Annotated in this window: 15 protein-coding genes and 1 tRNA gene; 7 read left to right on the top strand and 9 right to left on the bottom strand. The window is 62.9% G+C overall.

What is annotated here, in order from left to right; translation table 11 throughout:
• Positions 1 to 9: 9 nt before the first annotated feature.
• The 3 genes from NKJ77_RS00225 to NKJ77_RS00215 are packed head-to-tail and all read right to left on the bottom strand — an operon-like array spanning position 10 to position 2,644.
• Positions 10 to 906: an HlyC/CorC family transporter gene (locus NKJ77_RS00225; RefSeq protein ID WP_023670669.1), complete on the bottom strand. Its 897-nt coding sequence runs from the start codon at positions 904 to 906 to the stop codon at positions 10 to 12.
• Complete coding sequence (gene aroB / locus NKJ77_RS00220; RefSeq protein WP_023694054.1) at positions 903 to 2,036, bottom strand: 3-dehydroquinate synthase; 1,134 nt, start codon at positions 2,034 to 2,036, stop codon at positions 903 to 905. The genes NKJ77_RS00225 and aroB overlap by 4 nt, the downstream gene beginning before the upstream one ends.
• Positions 2,033 to 2,644: a shikimate kinase gene (locus NKJ77_RS00215; protein WP_023670667.1), complete on the bottom strand. Its 612-nt coding sequence runs from the start codon at positions 2,642 to 2,644 to the stop codon at positions 2,033 to 2,035. The genes aroB and NKJ77_RS00215 overlap by 4 nt, the downstream gene beginning before the upstream one ends.
• A gap of 172 nt (positions 2,645 to 2,816) precedes the next feature.
• Here NKJ77_RS00215 and NKJ77_RS00210 point away from each other — a divergent pair, with 172 nt between their 5' ends.
• The 5 genes from NKJ77_RS00210 to NKJ77_RS00190 all read left to right on the top strand — a co-directional run bounded on the left by NKJ77_RS00210 (position 2,817) and on the right by NKJ77_RS00190 (position 6,783).
• On the top strand, positions 2,817 to 2,969 hold the full coding sequence (locus tag NKJ77_RS00210; RefSeq protein ID WP_023670666.1) for a hypothetical protein: 153 nt from the start codon (positions 2,817 to 2,819) through the stop codon (positions 2,967 to 2,969).
• Positions 2,970 to 2,990: 21 nt separating this feature from the next.
• Positions 2,991 to 3,902 carry a site-specific tyrosine recombinase XerD gene (locus NKJ77_RS00205; RefSeq protein ID WP_027050748.1) on the top strand — a complete coding sequence of 304 codons (912 nt, stop codon included), beginning with the start codon at positions 2,991 to 2,993 and terminating at the stop codon, positions 3,900 to 3,902.
• Positions 3,903 to 3,990: 88 nt separating this feature from the next.
• Positions 3,991 to 4,941 (top strand): acetyl-CoA carboxylase carboxyltransferase subunit alpha, encoded by a 951-nt coding sequence (locus NKJ77_RS00200; RefSeq protein WP_023670665.1) that lies wholly within the window; start codon positions 3,991 to 3,993, stop codon positions 4,939 to 4,941.
• 237 nt (positions 4,942 to 5,178) lie between these two features.
• Complete coding sequence (locus NKJ77_RS00195) at positions 5,179 to 6,474, top strand: L,D-transpeptidase family protein (protein ID WP_023832492.1); 1,296 nt, start codon at positions 5,179 to 5,181, stop codon at positions 6,472 to 6,474.
• A 60-nt stretch (positions 6,475 to 6,534) separates the two neighbouring features.
• Positions 6,535 to 6,783 (top strand): sulfurtransferase TusA family protein, encoded by a 249-nt coding sequence (locus tag NKJ77_RS00190; RefSeq protein ID WP_027050749.1) that lies wholly within the window; start codon positions 6,535 to 6,537, stop codon positions 6,781 to 6,783.
• 12 nt (positions 6,784 to 6,795) lie between these two features.
• Here the strand turns inward: NKJ77_RS00190 and NKJ77_RS00185 are convergent, their stop codons facing one another.
• Both NKJ77_RS00185 and NKJ77_RS00180 read right to left on the bottom strand, forming a co-directional pair.
• Positions 6,796 to 7,893 carry a CobW family GTP-binding protein gene (locus tag NKJ77_RS00185; protein WP_023815674.1) on the bottom strand — a complete coding sequence of 366 codons (1,098 nt, stop codon included), beginning with the start codon at positions 7,891 to 7,893 and terminating at the stop codon, positions 6,796 to 6,798.
• Between the two features lie 3 nt (positions 7,894 to 7,896).
• Positions 7,897 to 9,075, bottom strand: coding sequence for a D-alanyl-D-alanine carboxypeptidase family protein (locus NKJ77_RS00180; protein ID WP_023832491.1), 1,179 nt, complete (start codon positions 9,073 to 9,075; stop codon positions 7,897 to 7,899).
• A gap of 233 nt (positions 9,076 to 9,308) precedes the next feature.
• On the opposite strand from NKJ77_RS00180, the gene NKJ77_RS00175 reads away from it, so the two are divergent.
• Both NKJ77_RS00175 and NKJ77_RS00170 read left to right on the top strand, forming a co-directional pair.
• On the top strand, positions 9,309 to 10,472 hold the full coding sequence (locus NKJ77_RS00175) for a M20 aminoacylase family protein (RefSeq protein WP_023699100.1): 1,164 nt from the start codon (positions 9,309 to 9,311) through the stop codon (positions 10,470 to 10,472).
• Between the two features lie 106 nt (positions 10,473 to 10,578).
• A tRNA-Arg gene (locus NKJ77_RS00170) sits at positions 10,579 to 10,655 on the top strand.
• 278 nt (positions 10,656 to 10,933) lie between these two features.
• On the opposite strand, the gene NKJ77_RS00165 is transcribed toward NKJ77_RS00170, so the two are convergent.
• From NKJ77_RS00165 to NKJ77_RS00150, 4 genes are all read right to left on the bottom strand, one after another.
• The gene (locus NKJ77_RS00165) at positions 10,934 to 11,344 is read right to left on the bottom strand and encodes a TadE/TadG family type IV pilus assembly protein (protein ID WP_023708223.1); all 411 of its coding nucleotides are present in this window, start codon (positions 11,342 to 11,344) and stop codon (positions 10,934 to 10,936) included.
• Positions 11,334 to 11,774 carry a TadE/TadG family type IV pilus assembly protein gene (locus NKJ77_RS00160; RefSeq protein WP_352533904.1) on the bottom strand — a complete coding sequence of 147 codons (441 nt, stop codon included), beginning with the start codon at positions 11,772 to 11,774 and terminating at the stop codon, positions 11,334 to 11,336. Before NKJ77_RS00160 ends, NKJ77_RS00165 begins: the two co-directional genes overlap by 11 nt.
• A 4-nt stretch (positions 11,775 to 11,778) precedes the next feature.
• Positions 11,779 to 12,984 (bottom strand): pilus assembly protein TadG-related protein, encoded by a 1,206-nt coding sequence (locus tag NKJ77_RS00155; RefSeq protein WP_352533902.1) that lies wholly within the window; start codon positions 12,982 to 12,984, stop codon positions 11,779 to 11,781.
• Between the two features lie 377 nt (positions 12,985 to 13,361).
• Positions 13,362 to 14,348: a methyltransferase gene (locus NKJ77_RS00150; protein WP_023831989.1), complete on the bottom strand. Its 987-nt coding sequence runs from the start codon at positions 14,346 to 14,348 to the stop codon at positions 13,362 to 13,364.
• Positions 14,349 to 14,379: the final 31 nt, after the last annotated feature.

Below are 14,379 nucleotides of genomic sequence, written 5' to 3'. Positions count from 1 at the left end.
TCGGTACCTTTAAGATTCGCCCGCCGGCCTGATCCTGATTCTGGCGATCCGGTTTTTGTCGCGCTTCATCACCACGAAGCGCTTGCCGTGGAAGGTGAAAGCCTGCTTTTCCTCGGGGATCGACTGCGTCTCGTGGATGACCAGGCCGGCAATGGTGGTCGCTTCCTCGTCAGGCAGGTTCCAGTCGAGCGCCCGGTTGAGATCGCGGATCGGCACGGTGCCGTCGACGACCACGGAACCGTCCGCCTCCTGCTTCACGCCCTGAATGTCTACATCGTGCTCGTCGGCGATCTCGCCAACGATCTCCTCGATAATGTCCTCCAGCGTCACCAGCCCTTCGACCTCGCCATATTCGTCGACGACGATAGCGAAATGCGCCTTGGCGCGCAGGAAGGCGTTGAGCTGTTCCTGCAGCGTCGTGGTGTCGGGCACGAACCAAGGCTTCGAAGCGATCTTCATCACGTCGATCCGGGAAAAGTCGTTGCCGACCTCGTTCAGCGCTCGCAGCAGGTCCTTGGCGTGCAGCACGCCGACAATGTTGTCGAGAGAGCCTTTCCACAACGGCATGCGGGTGTGCGGGCTTTGCAGGATCTCGCGCACCACCGCTTCCGGCCCATTGTCGGCATTGACCGAGCGCATATTGGTGCGGTGGACCATGATGTCGGAGACTTCGAGCTCGGCGAGATCGAACAGCCCGCCGACGCGGTCGCGGTCCTCACGCACCATCTGGCCGTCGCGGCGGAAATCGTCGACCGCGCCGCGCAACTCGTCCTGTGTCGAGCGCTGCGGCTCGATGCGCGACAGCTCATAGCCGAACATGGCAAGCAGGCGCGTGCGCACGGCCAGGACCAGCAGGATGAGGATGGCAAGGACGGCGACGACGGTCCAGCCGGGCTCGTTGATCATCGCTGCCGGCTTTCCTGGCCCGGGTGGTTCTCCCTGAGGAACGAAAGCACTTCCGACGCCGGTACATCCTTGGCAATAAAAGCCTGGCCAACGCCGCGCGTCAGGATGAAGGTCAGCGCGCCGCGCGACACTTTCTTGTCCTGGGTGATGAAGCCAAGCAGCGCCTCGGCATCGGGCAACTCACCAGGGATGTCGGCCATCCGCCAGGGTAGACCGACGGCGCGAAGATGCGCCTCCACGCGCGCCGCGTCGTCCGGGCTGGCCAGATTGAGCCTTGCGGAAAAGCGGTGCGCCAGCGCCATGCCGATGGCGACGCCTTCGCCATGGACGAGGCGGGCGCCATCATACTGTGTGGCGCCTTCCAGCGCATGGCCGAACGTGTGGCCAAGATTGAGCAGTGCGCGGTCGCCGGTTTCGAACTCGTCGCGGGCGACGACATCGGCTTTGGCGCGGCAGGCCTCGGCAATCGCCTCCGCCCGTTCCGCACCACCGGCGAACACCTTTTCCCAGTTCGCTTCCAGCCAGGCGAAAAACGCCGGTCGGTCGATCAACCCGTATTTGGCAAGCTCGGCATAGCCGGCGCGAAATTCGCGGATCGGCAGCGTGTCGAGCACTTCGGTGTCGGCCAGCACCAGCTTCGGCTGATGGAAGACGCCGACCAGATTCTTGCCGCGCGGGCTGTTGATGCCGGTCTTCCCACCGACCGAGGAATCGACCTGCGCCAGCAGCGAGGTTGGAATCTGGACGAAATTCATGCCGCGGCGCACGATGCCGGCGGCAAAGCCGGTCAGGTCGCCGATGACGCCACCGCCGAGCGCAATGACGACATCGCCGCGCTCCAGCTTGGCGGCGAGCACGCCATCGACCACCTCTTCGAGATGGGCAAAGCTCTTGGTCTTTTCGCCGGCCGGCAAAGTGATGACGGCAGGCTGGATGCCGCCTGTTTCCAGACCGGCCTTCAGCGCGTCGAGATGTGCCGCCGCGACATTGTCGTCGGTGACCACCGCCGCCCTCGTGCCGGGCAGGCGGCGCGAAATCTCGGCGCCGGCGCGCGCCAAAAGGCCAGGGCCGATCAGGATGTCATAGGCACGCTCGCCAAGGCCGACCTCGACAGTGACCGGTTCGCTCACAGCCGCACCTCGCCTGGCGCAGTCGGAGCCGGAATGCCGAAATGCCCGCACAGCGCGTCAACAACCTCCGTCGCAATGACCTCCTTGCGGTCGTCGCGTGTCGGCACGGTGATGTTGGACGTGGCATAGACCGGGTAGCGCTCGCCCATCAGTCGCTCGAGCACGGCGCGCGGATCGGCGCTTTTGAGCAACGGCCGGTTCTGCTTCTTGGACACGCGTTCCATCAATAGGTCGATCTCGGCCTTCAGCCACACCGACACGCCATGCCCGGCGATCGCTTCCCGCGTCTGCGCATTCATGAACGCGCCGCCGCCGGTCGACAGCACCTGCGGCCCACTCTCCAGCACGCGCAGGATGACGCGCTGCTCCAATGCCCGGAATTCGGTCTCGCCATAGCGTTCGAACAGTTCCGGCACCGTCATGCGCGACACGGTTTCGATCTCCTGGTCGCTGTCGACGAAGGGCAGCGACAGCATCGTCGCCACCTTGCGGCCGATCGCCGTCTTTCCGGCGCCCATCAGGCCGACAAAGACGATCGAGCGGCTGCCCAGCCTGTCGAGCAGCGCGGCATGGCTATCGCCGGGAGGATTTGCTGGTAACGCGTTCATGAGACCATGCTGTTTCTAAGCCGTCTTTGCCGGCGTATCGACATCAAAAGCCCGCTTGCGTCAAGCACAGCGCCTTTCGCACGCAGAGCCCTTCGTCCTTGAATTGACGGAATTAGCGTCCCATAAGGACACAGGGCTTGGAATCGCAGAGCAAGAAGACGGGCGAAGATTGATGCCGACACTGTTCCGCTTTGTCGTGACGATGATGATTCTTGCCGGCATTGCCTATGGTACGATGGTGGCGTTGGCGATGTTCGTCGAGCCGAAAAAAGCCGAAATCACCGTGCGCATTCCACCGGAAAAGCTGAACCCCAAGAAAAACTGACCCAAAACTGACCCCTGGAACATGAACAGCGCGGCTCGCATCGAAGCCTTTCTCGAGATGATGAGCGCCGAACGCGGTGCCGCTGCAAACACGCTGTCTTCCTACCGCCGTGATCTCGAAGACGCTTCGCAGCAGATTGCCGGCGGGCTTGCCGCTGCCGCCGCAGCCGACATCCGCGCCTATCTCGACGATATCGCGGCGCGCGGCTTTGCGTCGACGTCGCAGGCGCGCAAACTGTCGGCGATCCGCCAGTTCTTCAAGTTTCTCTACGCCGAGGGCTTGCGCGGCGACGACCCGACCGGCACGCTGGACAGTCCGAAAAAGGGCCGGCCGCTGCCCAAGACGATGAGCGAGGCCGATACCGGTCGGCTGCTCGACCGCGCCGCGCTTGAGACAGGCGATGCCGTCAATGGTGACCGGGTGGCTGCACTGCGCCTGCACGCTTTGGTGGAGGTGCTCTATGCCACCGGCTTGCGCGTCTCCGAACTAGTCGGCCTGCCGGTGACCGTCGCCCAGCGCGACGACCGCTTCTTCATGGTGCGCGGCAAGGGCGACAAGGAGCGCATGGTGCCGCTGTCGGCCAAGGCCCGCACGGCGATGCGGGCTTGGCTCACAGCCCGGGCCACGGTGCCGGCTTTCGCCGACAGCCCGTTTCTGTTCCCGGCCGCCGGCGACAGCGGCTTTCTCTCCCGGCAGGTCTTTGCCCGCGATCTCAAAGGCCTTGCCGCGCGGGCCGGCATATCGGCGGCGAAAATTTCGCCGCATGTGCTGCGCCATGCTTTCGCCAGCCATCTCCTGCAGAACGGCGCCGATCTCAGGGCGGTGCAGCAGCTGCTCGGCCACGCCGATATCTCGACCACGCAGATTTACACGCATGTGCTGGAAGAGCGGTTGGTGCGGCTGGTCAACGATCATCATCCGCTTGCCGACTAGGCCTCATATCGCTATGTGAGGGCAACGTGCCCGCGCGGAGCCTACATCTGCGCGATGTTTGCCTTCCGACGCATCGGTCCGCTCAAGAATGTACAATTACCTCGATTTCGAAAAGCCGGTGCAGGACCTTGAACTCAAGATCCTCGAGCTGAAGAAGCTTGCCGAGAATGGCGAGGCGGTCGATGTCGGCGACGAAATCAGCCGGCTCGAGAAGCGCGTGCGCGACGCGCTGCGCGACATCTACAAGGCGCTGACGCCGTGGCAGAAGGTGCAGGTCGCGCGCCACACCGACAGGCCGCATTGCCTCGACTACATCAAGGGTCTGTTCAGCGATTTCACGCCGCTCGCCGGCGACCGCAATTTCGGCGAGGACCAGGCGATCATCGGCGGCTTCGCCCGATTCCGCGGCGAACCGGTGGCCGTCATCGGCCAGGAAAAGGGCTCCGACACGGCGAGCCGGCTCAAGCACAATTTCGGCTCGGTGCGCCCTGAAGGCTACCGTAAGGCCGTGCGGCTGATGGAACTTGCCGACCGCTTCCAGATTCCACTTCTGACGCTGGTCGACACCGCCGGCGCCTACCCCGGCGTTGGCGCCGAGGAACGCGGCCAGGCTGAAGCCATCGCCCGTTCAACCTCGGCCTGCCTCGGCCTCAAAGTGCCATCGATTTCGGTCGTCATTGGCGAAGGCGGTTCGGGCGGCGCCATTGCGATCGCCACCGCCAACCGCGTCTACATGCTGGAACACGCCATCTATTCGGTGATCTCGCCGGAAGGCGCTGCCTCAATCCTGTGGCGCGACACCACGCGCTCGAAGGATGCGGCGACCAACATGAAGATCACCGCCCAGGACCTTCTGGAAATGAAGATCATCGACGCCATCATTGCCGAGCCGCTCGGCGGCGCCCAGCGCGCGCCCGAAACGGTGATCGCCGCCACCGGCGACCTCATTGCCAAGACGATGAAGGAATTTGCCGGCGCCAATACCGATTTTCGCGAGCAGCGCCGCGAAAAATACCTGGCGATGGGCCGCAGCCTCTGATTTCGGCGGGCAACGCACCGCAATGTGGCGTCAAGGAGCAATTTCGCCATAAAAATGCCGCCGCATTCGGCTCAATAAAAAATCCGTGACACCGGGCGAATTGCCGTGGGGGACGCCGTCCGACGCTTGCGGTAAGGAATTTTCAAGGTTAACGGGCTTAGGGTGTCCGTCAGTGTTCAGCATACAGGACCGGGCGCTATCCGGCCCGTGACGCGAGAAAAAGACATAGCCGTATCCATGTTTACCAAGCTTGCCCGCACCGCACTTCTGATCGCCGCGCTTGGCGTTGCCGGCTGCAACGATTCCTCTATGAAGAATTTTGCGCCGGAAGCCAGCAAGCCGCTGCCGGACAAGATCCTGGCCGACATGAAGGCCAAGGGCATGATCCGCACCTCGTCGGTGATGGCTCGCATCTTCAAGGAAGAAGGCAAGCTCGAAATCTGGAAGGCCAAGACCACCGGCCGCTACGAGATGGTCGCCAGCTACGACATCTGCAAATGGTCGGGCAAGCTCGGCCCGAAATACACGGAGGGCGACCGCCAGGCGCCGGAAGGTTTCTATACGGTCCGCCCGTCGCAGATGAATCCGCGCTCGAACTATCACCTGTCCTTCAACATCGGCTATCCCAACGCCTATGACCGTGCCAATGGCCGCACCGGCGCCAATCTGATGGTGCACGGCGCCTGCTCGTCGTCGGGCTGTTATTCGATGACCGACCCGCAGATCGAGCAGATCTACGCTTTTGGTCGCGATGCCTTCCAGGGCGGCCAGACCGAGTTCCAGATCCAGGCGTTCCCATTCCGCATGACCGCCGCCAACATGGCGCGCTACCGCAACGACCCGAACTATGAGTTCTGGAAGATGCTGAAGGTCGGTTACGACAATTTCGAGATCACCAAGGTGCCGCCGAAGGTCGATGTCTGCGACAAGCGCTATGTCTTCAACCAGGTGGCGCCTGAGGGCACGACATTCGATCCGACTGGCGCCTGCCCCGCGACCACGCAGCCGGATTCGCTGAAGAGCGCACTCAACGCCTATCAAAGCAGCTATGACGCGGCCTTCACAGGCGCGGTCAAGGCCAGTGTTCCGGCGCCCAAGCCGACCATTGCCGGCATCAAGGAAGCCAGCATCGTTTCCGACTGGTCGAAGCGCCGCGCCCGGGGCGAGCGCGTGCCGATCGAACCGCCGTCGCTGAATTCCGACGGCACGTTGACCGAGACGGCGCGCATGGGCCGCATCGATTCGCCCGCCGGCCGCAAGATGGCGGCGCTGGACGCAGAGAAGGAAGCCAAGCGCAAGGCCGAGGAACAGCGGGTTGCTGCCATCGAGGCTGCGAAAGCCGCCAAGGCCCAGGCACTGGCTGAAAAGCAAGCCGCAAAGGCCCAAGCGCTGGCCGAAAAGGAAGCAGCCAAGCAGGCCCCCCAGCAGCCGGTCGCCACTGCGAGCGTCGAGGCGGCGCCTGCAGAACCGCCGGCGGACGAAAGCCGGATGTCGAAGATCAAGAACAAGCTGCTAGGCATGTTCGGCGGCTGAGGTTTTTCGCCTTGCCGATGCATGTCGCCCAAAAGTGCGCAGCGGTTTTGGGACAAAGACATGCATGAAGACAAACAAACAAATCACACCGCGATCTATGACCTCAAGGGCCTGAACTGCCCCCTGCCCGTTCTCAAGGCGAAAAAACGCCTGGCGGCAATGCAGCCGGGCAGCCGGCTTTGGCTGGAGACCACCGACCCGCTGGCGGTCATCGACATCCCCGCCTTTTGCGCCGACGCTGGCCACCAGCTTGTTGAAACATCAGCCGTCAGCGGCGGCCACCGCTTCCTGGTCGAACGCGGCGCATAGCGAGCCTGACAATCAGCCCCCGGCTATCGCCAGCGGATTGCTCTCCAGCGCCGCGCGATCCGGCGTGTCGATCGACGGCCGGTTGGTGAAGGCGGAAAACAGCCGGCGCACATAATCTTCCGGCATATCGAGCGTGATCAGCACCAGCCTGGTGCCGCGTTGGCCGTCCGGCCAGGCCAGCAGCCGCGCCGGCGGATGCAGGATCTTCTGCACCCCGTGGACGACAAGCGGCCGCGACGGGTCCTCCGCAAGCTCGATGACGCCCTTCATCCGCAAAAGCTTGTCGCCATGCGCAGAACGCAGCAGGTCGAGGAACATCTCGATCGCCGAAAACGGCACCGGGCCGTCATGGACCAGCGAGTAGGAGCGCACGCGGGAATCGTGGCAGTGGTGGTGCTCATGTTCGCCGTGATCATGATGATGGTGGTGCTCATGGGCGGCTTCTTCGCCGAGCCAGCGCCGGACATCGGCGGATTTGGTCGCCGGATTGTAGAGGCCGCAATCGAACAGCGCCGTGACGCCGGTTCGGCCGTCGCCGGCCTCCAGCACCACGGCGCCTGGATTGAGCTGATGGAGTCGCGTTCGCAAAGCATCGACGTCGCCGGGATCGCTGGCCAGATCGACCTTGGTCAGCACGATGCGATCGGCGACCGCCACCTGCTTGACCGCCTCGACATGGCCGTCGAGCGTCGCATTGCCGTTGACCGCGTCGACCAGCGTGATGACGCCATCAAGTCGGAAGGCCTGCACAAGGGCGGGATGCGCCATGATCGACTGCAGCACCGGCGCCGGATCGGCGAGCCCGGTGGTTTCGACGACGACGCGGGCAAGGCGGGCGATACGGCCGGTCTGCAGCCGGTCGACGAGGTCAGCCAGCGTATCGACCAGTTCGCCGCGCACCGTGCAGCACAGACAGCCGTCGGACAACTGGATGATGCCGTCCGAGGCCTGCTCGACCAGCAGGTGGTCGATCGCCACCTCACCGAATTCGTTGATGATGACGGCCGTGTCGACCAGTGCCGGATCTTTGAGCAACCGGTTGAGCAATGTCGTCTTGCCGGCGCCGAGGAAGCCGGTGACCACCGTGACGGGTATCGGAAAGCCAGCCATCGCCTAGTTCGCGGCTTTGACCAGCTGGTCGCCCTGCACCGCGGTTGCCTGGCCCACCGCGGCCGGTTCGGCGCCCTTTGGCGCCGGAATGTCTGGCCGCCAGCTCGGCAGCGGCACATCGGCGTATTCCTGGCCGCCCTGGTCGAGCATCGCCTTCGGCGCCGGCCCGGTGGCGCCGCCGAGGCCCACGGCAACCAGCGTCGGCACGTGGTCGAGCTTTTCCTGATAGGGCGATTTCGGCACGTCGGCACCCTTCGCGGCCACCGGCGGAGCCGCCTCGGACTGCTCGTGCGGCGCCTTCTTCCTGCAGATCTCATCATGCATGTCGTTGGGTGACATTGTATCGCCATAGGAAGGCATGGCCGCGACCGTGAGCCAGTTCGGGTCGGGCGTGGCAAAGCCCTGGTCGAGCAGCCTGGCGGCGGTCTCGGCACGGCTGATCGCCGATTTTTCGCCGAGCACGACCGCGACCAGCGTGCGGCCATTGCGTGTCGCTGAGCCGATCATGTTGAAGCCCGAGGGACAGACGAACCCGGTTTTCATGCCGTCGGCGCCGGGATAGCGCCCGATCAAGAGATTGTAGTTGGAGATCGCCTTCTTGCCGACGGCAAGGCCTTCGATCGAGAACCAGGGGGCGTATTGCGGGAATTCCTTGCGGATCGCCATCACCAGCAGGGCAAGATCGCGCGCCGTCGTATACTGCTCCGGCGAAAACAGTCCGTTCGGATTGACGAAATGCGTTCCGGTCATGCCGAGCCGCGCCGCCTCCGCATTCATTCGAACGGCGAATCCGGCCTGCGAGCCGCCTATGTTTTCGCCGATGGCCATGGCGATATCGTTGGCCGATTTGACCAGCATCATCTTCAACGCATTGTCGAGCCGCATCACCGAGCCCGGCTTGAAGCCCATCTTGCTCGGCGGTTCGCCCGCCGAATGCTTGGTCACCTTGATCGGTGAATCGAGCTGGACCTCGCCGGCGGCAATCGCCCGGAAGCTGACATAGGCGGTCATCAGCTTGCTCAGCGAAGCGGGATACCAGCGCTTGAATGCGTCCTGGTGCTGCAGAACCTTGCCGCTGTTGAGGTCGAACAGGATCACCGGATTGGCCAAAGCTGGCCCAGCCAGCATGGGTAGCGCCAAGCCGCCCGTTAGCAGTAATTTGAGGATATGGCTGTGCCGCATCATGGAATCCGAAATCGCCTCTTGCCGTAGTCGCCCCTGGCTCCGTAAGATTTCGTTACGCGATGGCCAGCATGACCTGATCCGGCCCTCAATTTCCGGATCACATTGTCTGGGGTGCTATTTACCCTATGTGACGCCAAGATGGCAAAGTGCCAAGATGGCAACAAGCATGGCAATCACAATTGCAATCAAGCAGGCCAGATCGTCTGCTCCAACAGCGAGATGGAACCATTATGCCGATTCTCAACCGCGCCGCCGAGATGCAGGATGAAGTTGCCGGCTGGCGACGCCATCTGCACCAGACGCCAGAACTGAATTTCGATGTCTTCAAGACCGCCGCCTTCGTCACCGAGAAGCTGAAGGAATTCGGCTGCGACGACGTGGTGACGGGCCTCGGCAAGACCGGCGTCGTCGGCATCATCCATGGCCGCAAGGGGCAAGGCGCGACCATCGGCTTGCGCGCCGACATGGACGCGCTGCCGATCAACGAGATCACCGGCAAGCCCTATGCCTCGACCATTCCTGGCAAAATGCATGCCTGCGGCCATGACGGCCATACGGCGATGCTTTTGGGCGCCGCCAAATATCTGACCGAAACGCGCAATTTCGCCGGCTCGGTCGCGGTCATCTTCCAGCCGGCGGAAGAGGGCGGCGGCGGCGGCAACGAGATGGTCAAGGACGGCATGATGGAGCGTTTCGATATTTCGCGCGTCTTTGGCATGCACAACATGCCGGGCCTGCCGGTGGGCCAGTTCGCCATCCGGCCGGGCCCGATCATGGCGGCGACCGCCGAGTTCACCATCACCGTGAAGGGCCGCGGCGGCCATGCGGCGATGCCGCACGGCACGATCGACCCGATCGTCATCACCAGCCAGTTGGTCGGCGCCCTTCAGACGGTCGCTTCGCGCAGCACCGATCCGGTCGAGGCGGTGGTGGTTTCGGTGACGAAGTTCCACGCCGGCGACGCCTACAACGTCATTCCCGAGACCGCCGAGATTGCCGGCACGGTGCGCACACTGAAGAAAGAGATCGCCAAGAAGTCGGAAGAGCGCATCCGCACCATCTGCGAAGGAATAGCCACGGCCTTCGGCGCGACGATCACTGTCGACTATGACGCCAACTATCCCGTGACCTTCAATCATCCGGAAGAAACGGTCTTTGCCGGCGATGTCGCGGCACATGTCGCCGGCGACACCCAGGTCCACCGCGCCATCCAGCCGGTGATGGGCGGCGAAGACTTCTCCTACATGCTGGAAGCCCGACCTGGCGCCTTCATCTTCATCGGCAATGGCGAGACCGCCGGCCTCCATCATCCGGCCTACGACTTCAACGACGAAGTCATACCGCACGGCATGAGCTACTGGGTGAAACTGGCCGAAACGGCGCTGGCAGCCTGACCTGCCCCGACGAAAGGCCGGCCGATTAGCCTTCGGCCGGCCTCTTCATTGCCTTCGGCGAGCCTCTTGGCGAAACGATCGGAAGCGGCTATGTGTCGGGCCGCGTGGTCCCGTAGCTCAGTAGGATAGAGCGGCAGATTCCTAATCTGTAGGTCACAGGTTCGATTCCTGTCGGGATCACCAGCAAGATCAAAGGCTTGGTGACTGAGATAGCCTGTCGGCATGTTGCAGCACTGATGGACTGGTTTTCGGTGATTTTCACGGACGCGACCAAGCAAGCAGCCTGACTTTAGTTCCATAGAAAAAGTCCATCCCTGAGGTCTCAGGAGCGAGCTTTAAGCATCTACAGCCGCGAAGAGAATCGACCTCTTGCAAGTACAATTCCAGATCGAGCGATGGTTCCCAGTCGATCCGTTACCGTCTGAGTTCGGCGCCGCCAACTCAACGAAGCCGGCCGTATCCTAGCTGGCAACCAGGGGCACCGTGACGGTCGTGGCGTAATTTATCGGATACTGGTCGAAATACGGGAAAGCGATGACGAAGGCATAGCTGGCGGTCAGATGCGCCATCTTGAAACCGCCGCTGGCAGGGTCGGTCGCGATCGTCACAATGACGTTCTTCAGACCCAGGTTCACCAATTTCTGCGTGGCGATGGCCTGGATGTCGCTCTGCGAAAGCGTGTTGTTCAGCTGCAGCGCCCGAGAAGAGGTTTCCAGCGTATAGCGGACGGTCGACACGGCATTCATGGCCCAGCCGAAGGCGAAGATTCCGAACAAAAGCATTACCAGGAAAGGCGCGATCAAGGCGAACTCCAGCCCGGCTGCGCCGGAGCAGTCACGGCGCCATCTGGATCCGATCCTTTCAGCGGACACGGATCACCTCCTGATGGCTGATCGCGCGCGGGTCCGGGAAGACACCGAAGTTGAACGGGGGCACCCAGGTGCCCGTGGCCGTTATCTGGACGAACACGGTCGGCAGCTTCGTTCCGCCGCAAATGGTGGTCGCATCCACGACCGTGGCGCCGCACAAATAGGAGCGGACCAGCACGACCGCGGCGTCCTCGGGCTTGTCGTTCCAGCTCGAAAGCGCGACCGCCTGCGTTCCGGTGTCATTGGACGCGCCGGCCATTACGAGATTGGCCGCGGTTTTGACGCCCGCGCGCATCTGCAGGTAACTCGTCACGTAGGACCAGCCGTCGGCGATGCCGAGGCAGACGAGGCACAGGATGGGCAGCAACATGGAAAACTCCACGGCAGCTATCCCGGATTTGTCCAGGACAATGCGCAAGGTCCGCCCACCCATCCCGCTACTCGACGAGCTGAACGGATTGCGTCGCCGGAATGTTCTTCATCCCGAGGCTGGTGCAGTCCTGCTTGATGGTCGTACTGCCGGACCACTGGATGGTGTCGGCGACGACCTGAGTGCAGCCGCCGTTCCCGGAGAAGTTGCCAAGGTAGTTGACCTGCTGCCTGGGGAAATAGATGGCGCCGGTCAAAAGCGAGGCCGCGGTGCCGTTGAAGGTGCTCTGCGCCGCAGTCCCGGTCCTGTCGCCGTAGAACAGCACGCCGGAATAGGCTCCGGAGGTAGGCGCGCTCAGCGTCACCTTGGCGTTGCCGTTCATGCTGACGGTGTTGCTGCCTGCCATGAAGATGGTTACTCCGCTGCCCGCGACGACCGCGTTGGCGTTGACCTTCATACCGCCCTGCACGACGTAGACGCCGGGCTGCAGGGTGACGTTGCCACTGAGGCTCATGCCGCTACAGTAGGTGCCGGGCTGGAGTGTTTGCGACGTCTTGTTGCCGTTGACAGACTTGCACGGGTTCCCGGCCGTCGGCGCCGCCAGGCTGGAGAAAGGATCGGCTGCCGGCAAGGCCTGGGTGATGTTGGACTTGCAGACCGTGGTCGCTGGATTGTTCAGCACCATGCCGCCGACCGTGATCAGGCAGTCGGCCTTGAGCACCGCCGAGCCCTGCGTCTTTATGGCGTCCGAGGCAATCGAGTCCGACATGACCGAACAGCCGGTGAGGTTTACGGTGGTGTTGCCGGAAAAGAGCGCAGCCTGGGAGGCCGACTGACTAAGCGCGAGTACGCAAGCCTTGGAGGCGTCATTGATCAGCGCCACCGCCCTTGCCTGTTCGGCAACGGGCGCCTGGTTGAAAATCGCCGTGAAGTAGCGATCGAGGTTCTGCTTGACGATGACCTCCACCGCCTTCTTTGCGGTGTTCGGGCCGGACAATGGCGGCGTGTTGACCTGGATCGTGCCCGGCGTGGCGAAATTGTTCGAAGTCGCGGACTGCGTGGCGGCGGCGATGATGGTCGGGTTGTCGGAACCCGCGACTTTCTCGAGCGCACCGGCATAGGCCGCGGCATCGGCAACGGCCTGCAGCTTAAGGCTGCTGTAATACCAGAAGGATGTCTCCATACCGAGGCCGGCGCCGCCAACCACGACCGGCAAGGTGAAGGCAACGATGACGGCAACGTTACCGTTCGTGGCGCGCCTTAGGCGGCTCAAAGCAAACCAAATCCGGGTGAACGCGTTGGATGCCATATGTATTAGAAACCACGAATAGATAAACGAATGTGTAAAAACTCCATTCCGATTCGACGTAGTCGAACGTGCTAGGCGCAATTGCAGCGACCGCGCATCATCCTGTCGGAGGTACCGCCCCAGAATCGATGAATGCGAAATATGCCGCTATCGCGAACTTTGTTGTCGACCAAGTGACATTTAAATGCCCCCTCTGCGAAGAAGCTATCGAGAAGACAGGGGACACCGCGCTGCCCGGTAAGGGGAAAGATCGGCTCACGCCGCCTCAGGAACTTTGTGCAATCCGTCCGGGGCTGGCTCTGAGGGCCACACACGCCCGAAACCAACCACTCCAGCCACGATCAGTCCGTGAGGCGCCCACGAAACAACGTGGTGCCGTCGGTCAGCTGCGACCTGGAGATATCCCGGAACCCAGCTTCGGCCATCCACCCGCGATACTGACCTTCCGTGTACGATTCGCCTGCGCGGTAAAGGTTCAGGAAGGTGAGATTGAGAAAGACACCCTCAGGCGGGCCGAGACGGTCGTCATCGACGACACCCCACCCCGCAATTGCGATCTCGCCTCCTTGGGTGAGGCAACGCGCCGCGTTCAGGATCGAACTGCGCGCCTGGTCCGGCGGCAGGACCTGGACGACAGCCTTCAGGATTGCCAAGTCATGCCGGCCGGTCGATGGAGCGACCGTTATGTCGCCTTCTTCGACAACCACATCGCCGGCACCGTATTCCGACAGGATCGCTGGTGCGACCGCTGCGACCGTCGGGAGTTCCATCAAAGTCGCCGCAATATGCGGCCATCGCTCGCGAAGTCCGACCAGAATGGTCCCGGCGCCGCCGCCGATGTCGATCACCGAACGGACCGCCGAGAGGTCCAGCTCACGGGCCAGATTCCGGCCGAAAATCACCCCTCCCGGTGCGAGCATGCGGCTGAAGGCCGCTGCGGATTCTGGCCCCGCTTCAGAAAAGTCATGCAGCGCGGCCGGCCGGTTCTGCCGCAGCGACTCTGCGGTCAAAAGGTCGGCTCCCCAGAGTTCGCGCAGCAGCACATGATCGCCGCCGCGATAGGTCGGCTTGGACGCGTCGAGAAACTTCGACGCTTCGGCTCCGTTGCGAAACTGACCATCCTTGACGTCGAGGAGACCGATGCTGGCGAGCGCGTAGAGGAGCCGCGACAGACGAGCGGGCTCGACTTTGAGCGCTGCCCCAAGGCTGTCGGCAGTCGCAGCATCGCCGCCGAGCCGGGTGAAGATGCCAAGGTCCAGCCCGGCACAAAGCGCCAAGGCAGGGGGCACCCCTGCGATCAGCTTGTCGATCCCATCGGAATCCACCATGTCATATCCCGTTGTGCGATCCAGGATCGAC

The sequence above is a fragment of the Mesorhizobium sp. M0052 genome (assembly GCF_040323255.1).
GTDB lineage: Bacteria > Pseudomonadota > Alphaproteobacteria > Rhizobiales > Rhizobiaceae > Mesorhizobium.
Note: the sequence above shows the minus strand (reverse complement) of the source record. Positions and strands in the feature narration are given on the sequence as shown.

What these genes read in the sequence shown, in the direction of transcription:
- NKJ77_RS00185 (WP_023815674.1), bottom strand. Translation starts at nt 7,893, where the DNA reads ATGGCTGGCTTTCCGATACCCGTCACGGTGGTCACCGGCTTCCTCGGC.
- NKJ77_RS00200 (WP_023670665.1), top strand. Translation starts at nt 3,991, where the DNA reads ATGTACAATTACCTCGATTTCGAAAAGCCGGTGCAGGACCTTGAACTC.
- NKJ77_RS00175 (WP_023699100.1), top strand. Translation starts at nt 9,309, where the DNA reads ATGCCGATTCTCAACCGCGCCGCCGAGATGCAGGATGAAGTTGCCGGC.
- NKJ77_RS00160 (WP_352533904.1), bottom strand. Translation starts at nt 11,774, where the DNA reads ATGGGTGGGCGGACCTTGCGCATTGTCCTGGACAAATCCGGGATAGCT.
- NKJ77_RS00205 (WP_027050748.1), top strand. Translation starts at nt 2,991, where the DNA reads ATGAACAGCGCGGCTCGCATCGAAGCCTTTCTCGAGATGATGAGCGCC.
- NKJ77_RS00210 (WP_023670666.1), top strand. Translation starts at nt 2,817, where the DNA reads ATGCCGACACTGTTCCGCTTTGTCGTGACGATGATGATTCTTGCCGGC.
- NKJ77_RS00180 (WP_023832491.1), bottom strand. Translation starts at nt 9,075, where the DNA reads ATGCGGCACAGCCATATCCTCAAATTACTGCTAACGGGCGGCTTGGCG.
- NKJ77_RS00195 (WP_023832492.1), top strand. Translation starts at nt 5,179, where the DNA reads ATGTTTACCAAGCTTGCCCGCACCGCACTTCTGATCGCCGCGCTTGGC.
- NKJ77_RS00225 (WP_023670669.1), bottom strand. Translation starts at nt 906, where the DNA reads ATGATCAACGAGCCCGGCTGGACCGTCGTCGCCGTCCTTGCCATCCTC.
- NKJ77_RS00150 (WP_023831989.1), bottom strand. Translation starts at nt 14,348, where the DNA reads ATGGTGGATTCCGATGGGATCGACAAGCTGATCGCAGGGGTGCCCCCT.
- NKJ77_RS00190 (WP_027050749.1), top strand. Translation starts at nt 6,535, where the DNA reads ATGCATGAAGACAAACAAACAAATCACACCGCGATCTATGACCTCAAG.
- NKJ77_RS00215 (WP_023670667.1), bottom strand. Translation starts at nt 2,644, where the DNA reads ATGAACGCGTTACCAGCAAATCCTCCCGGCGATAGCCATGCCGCGCTG.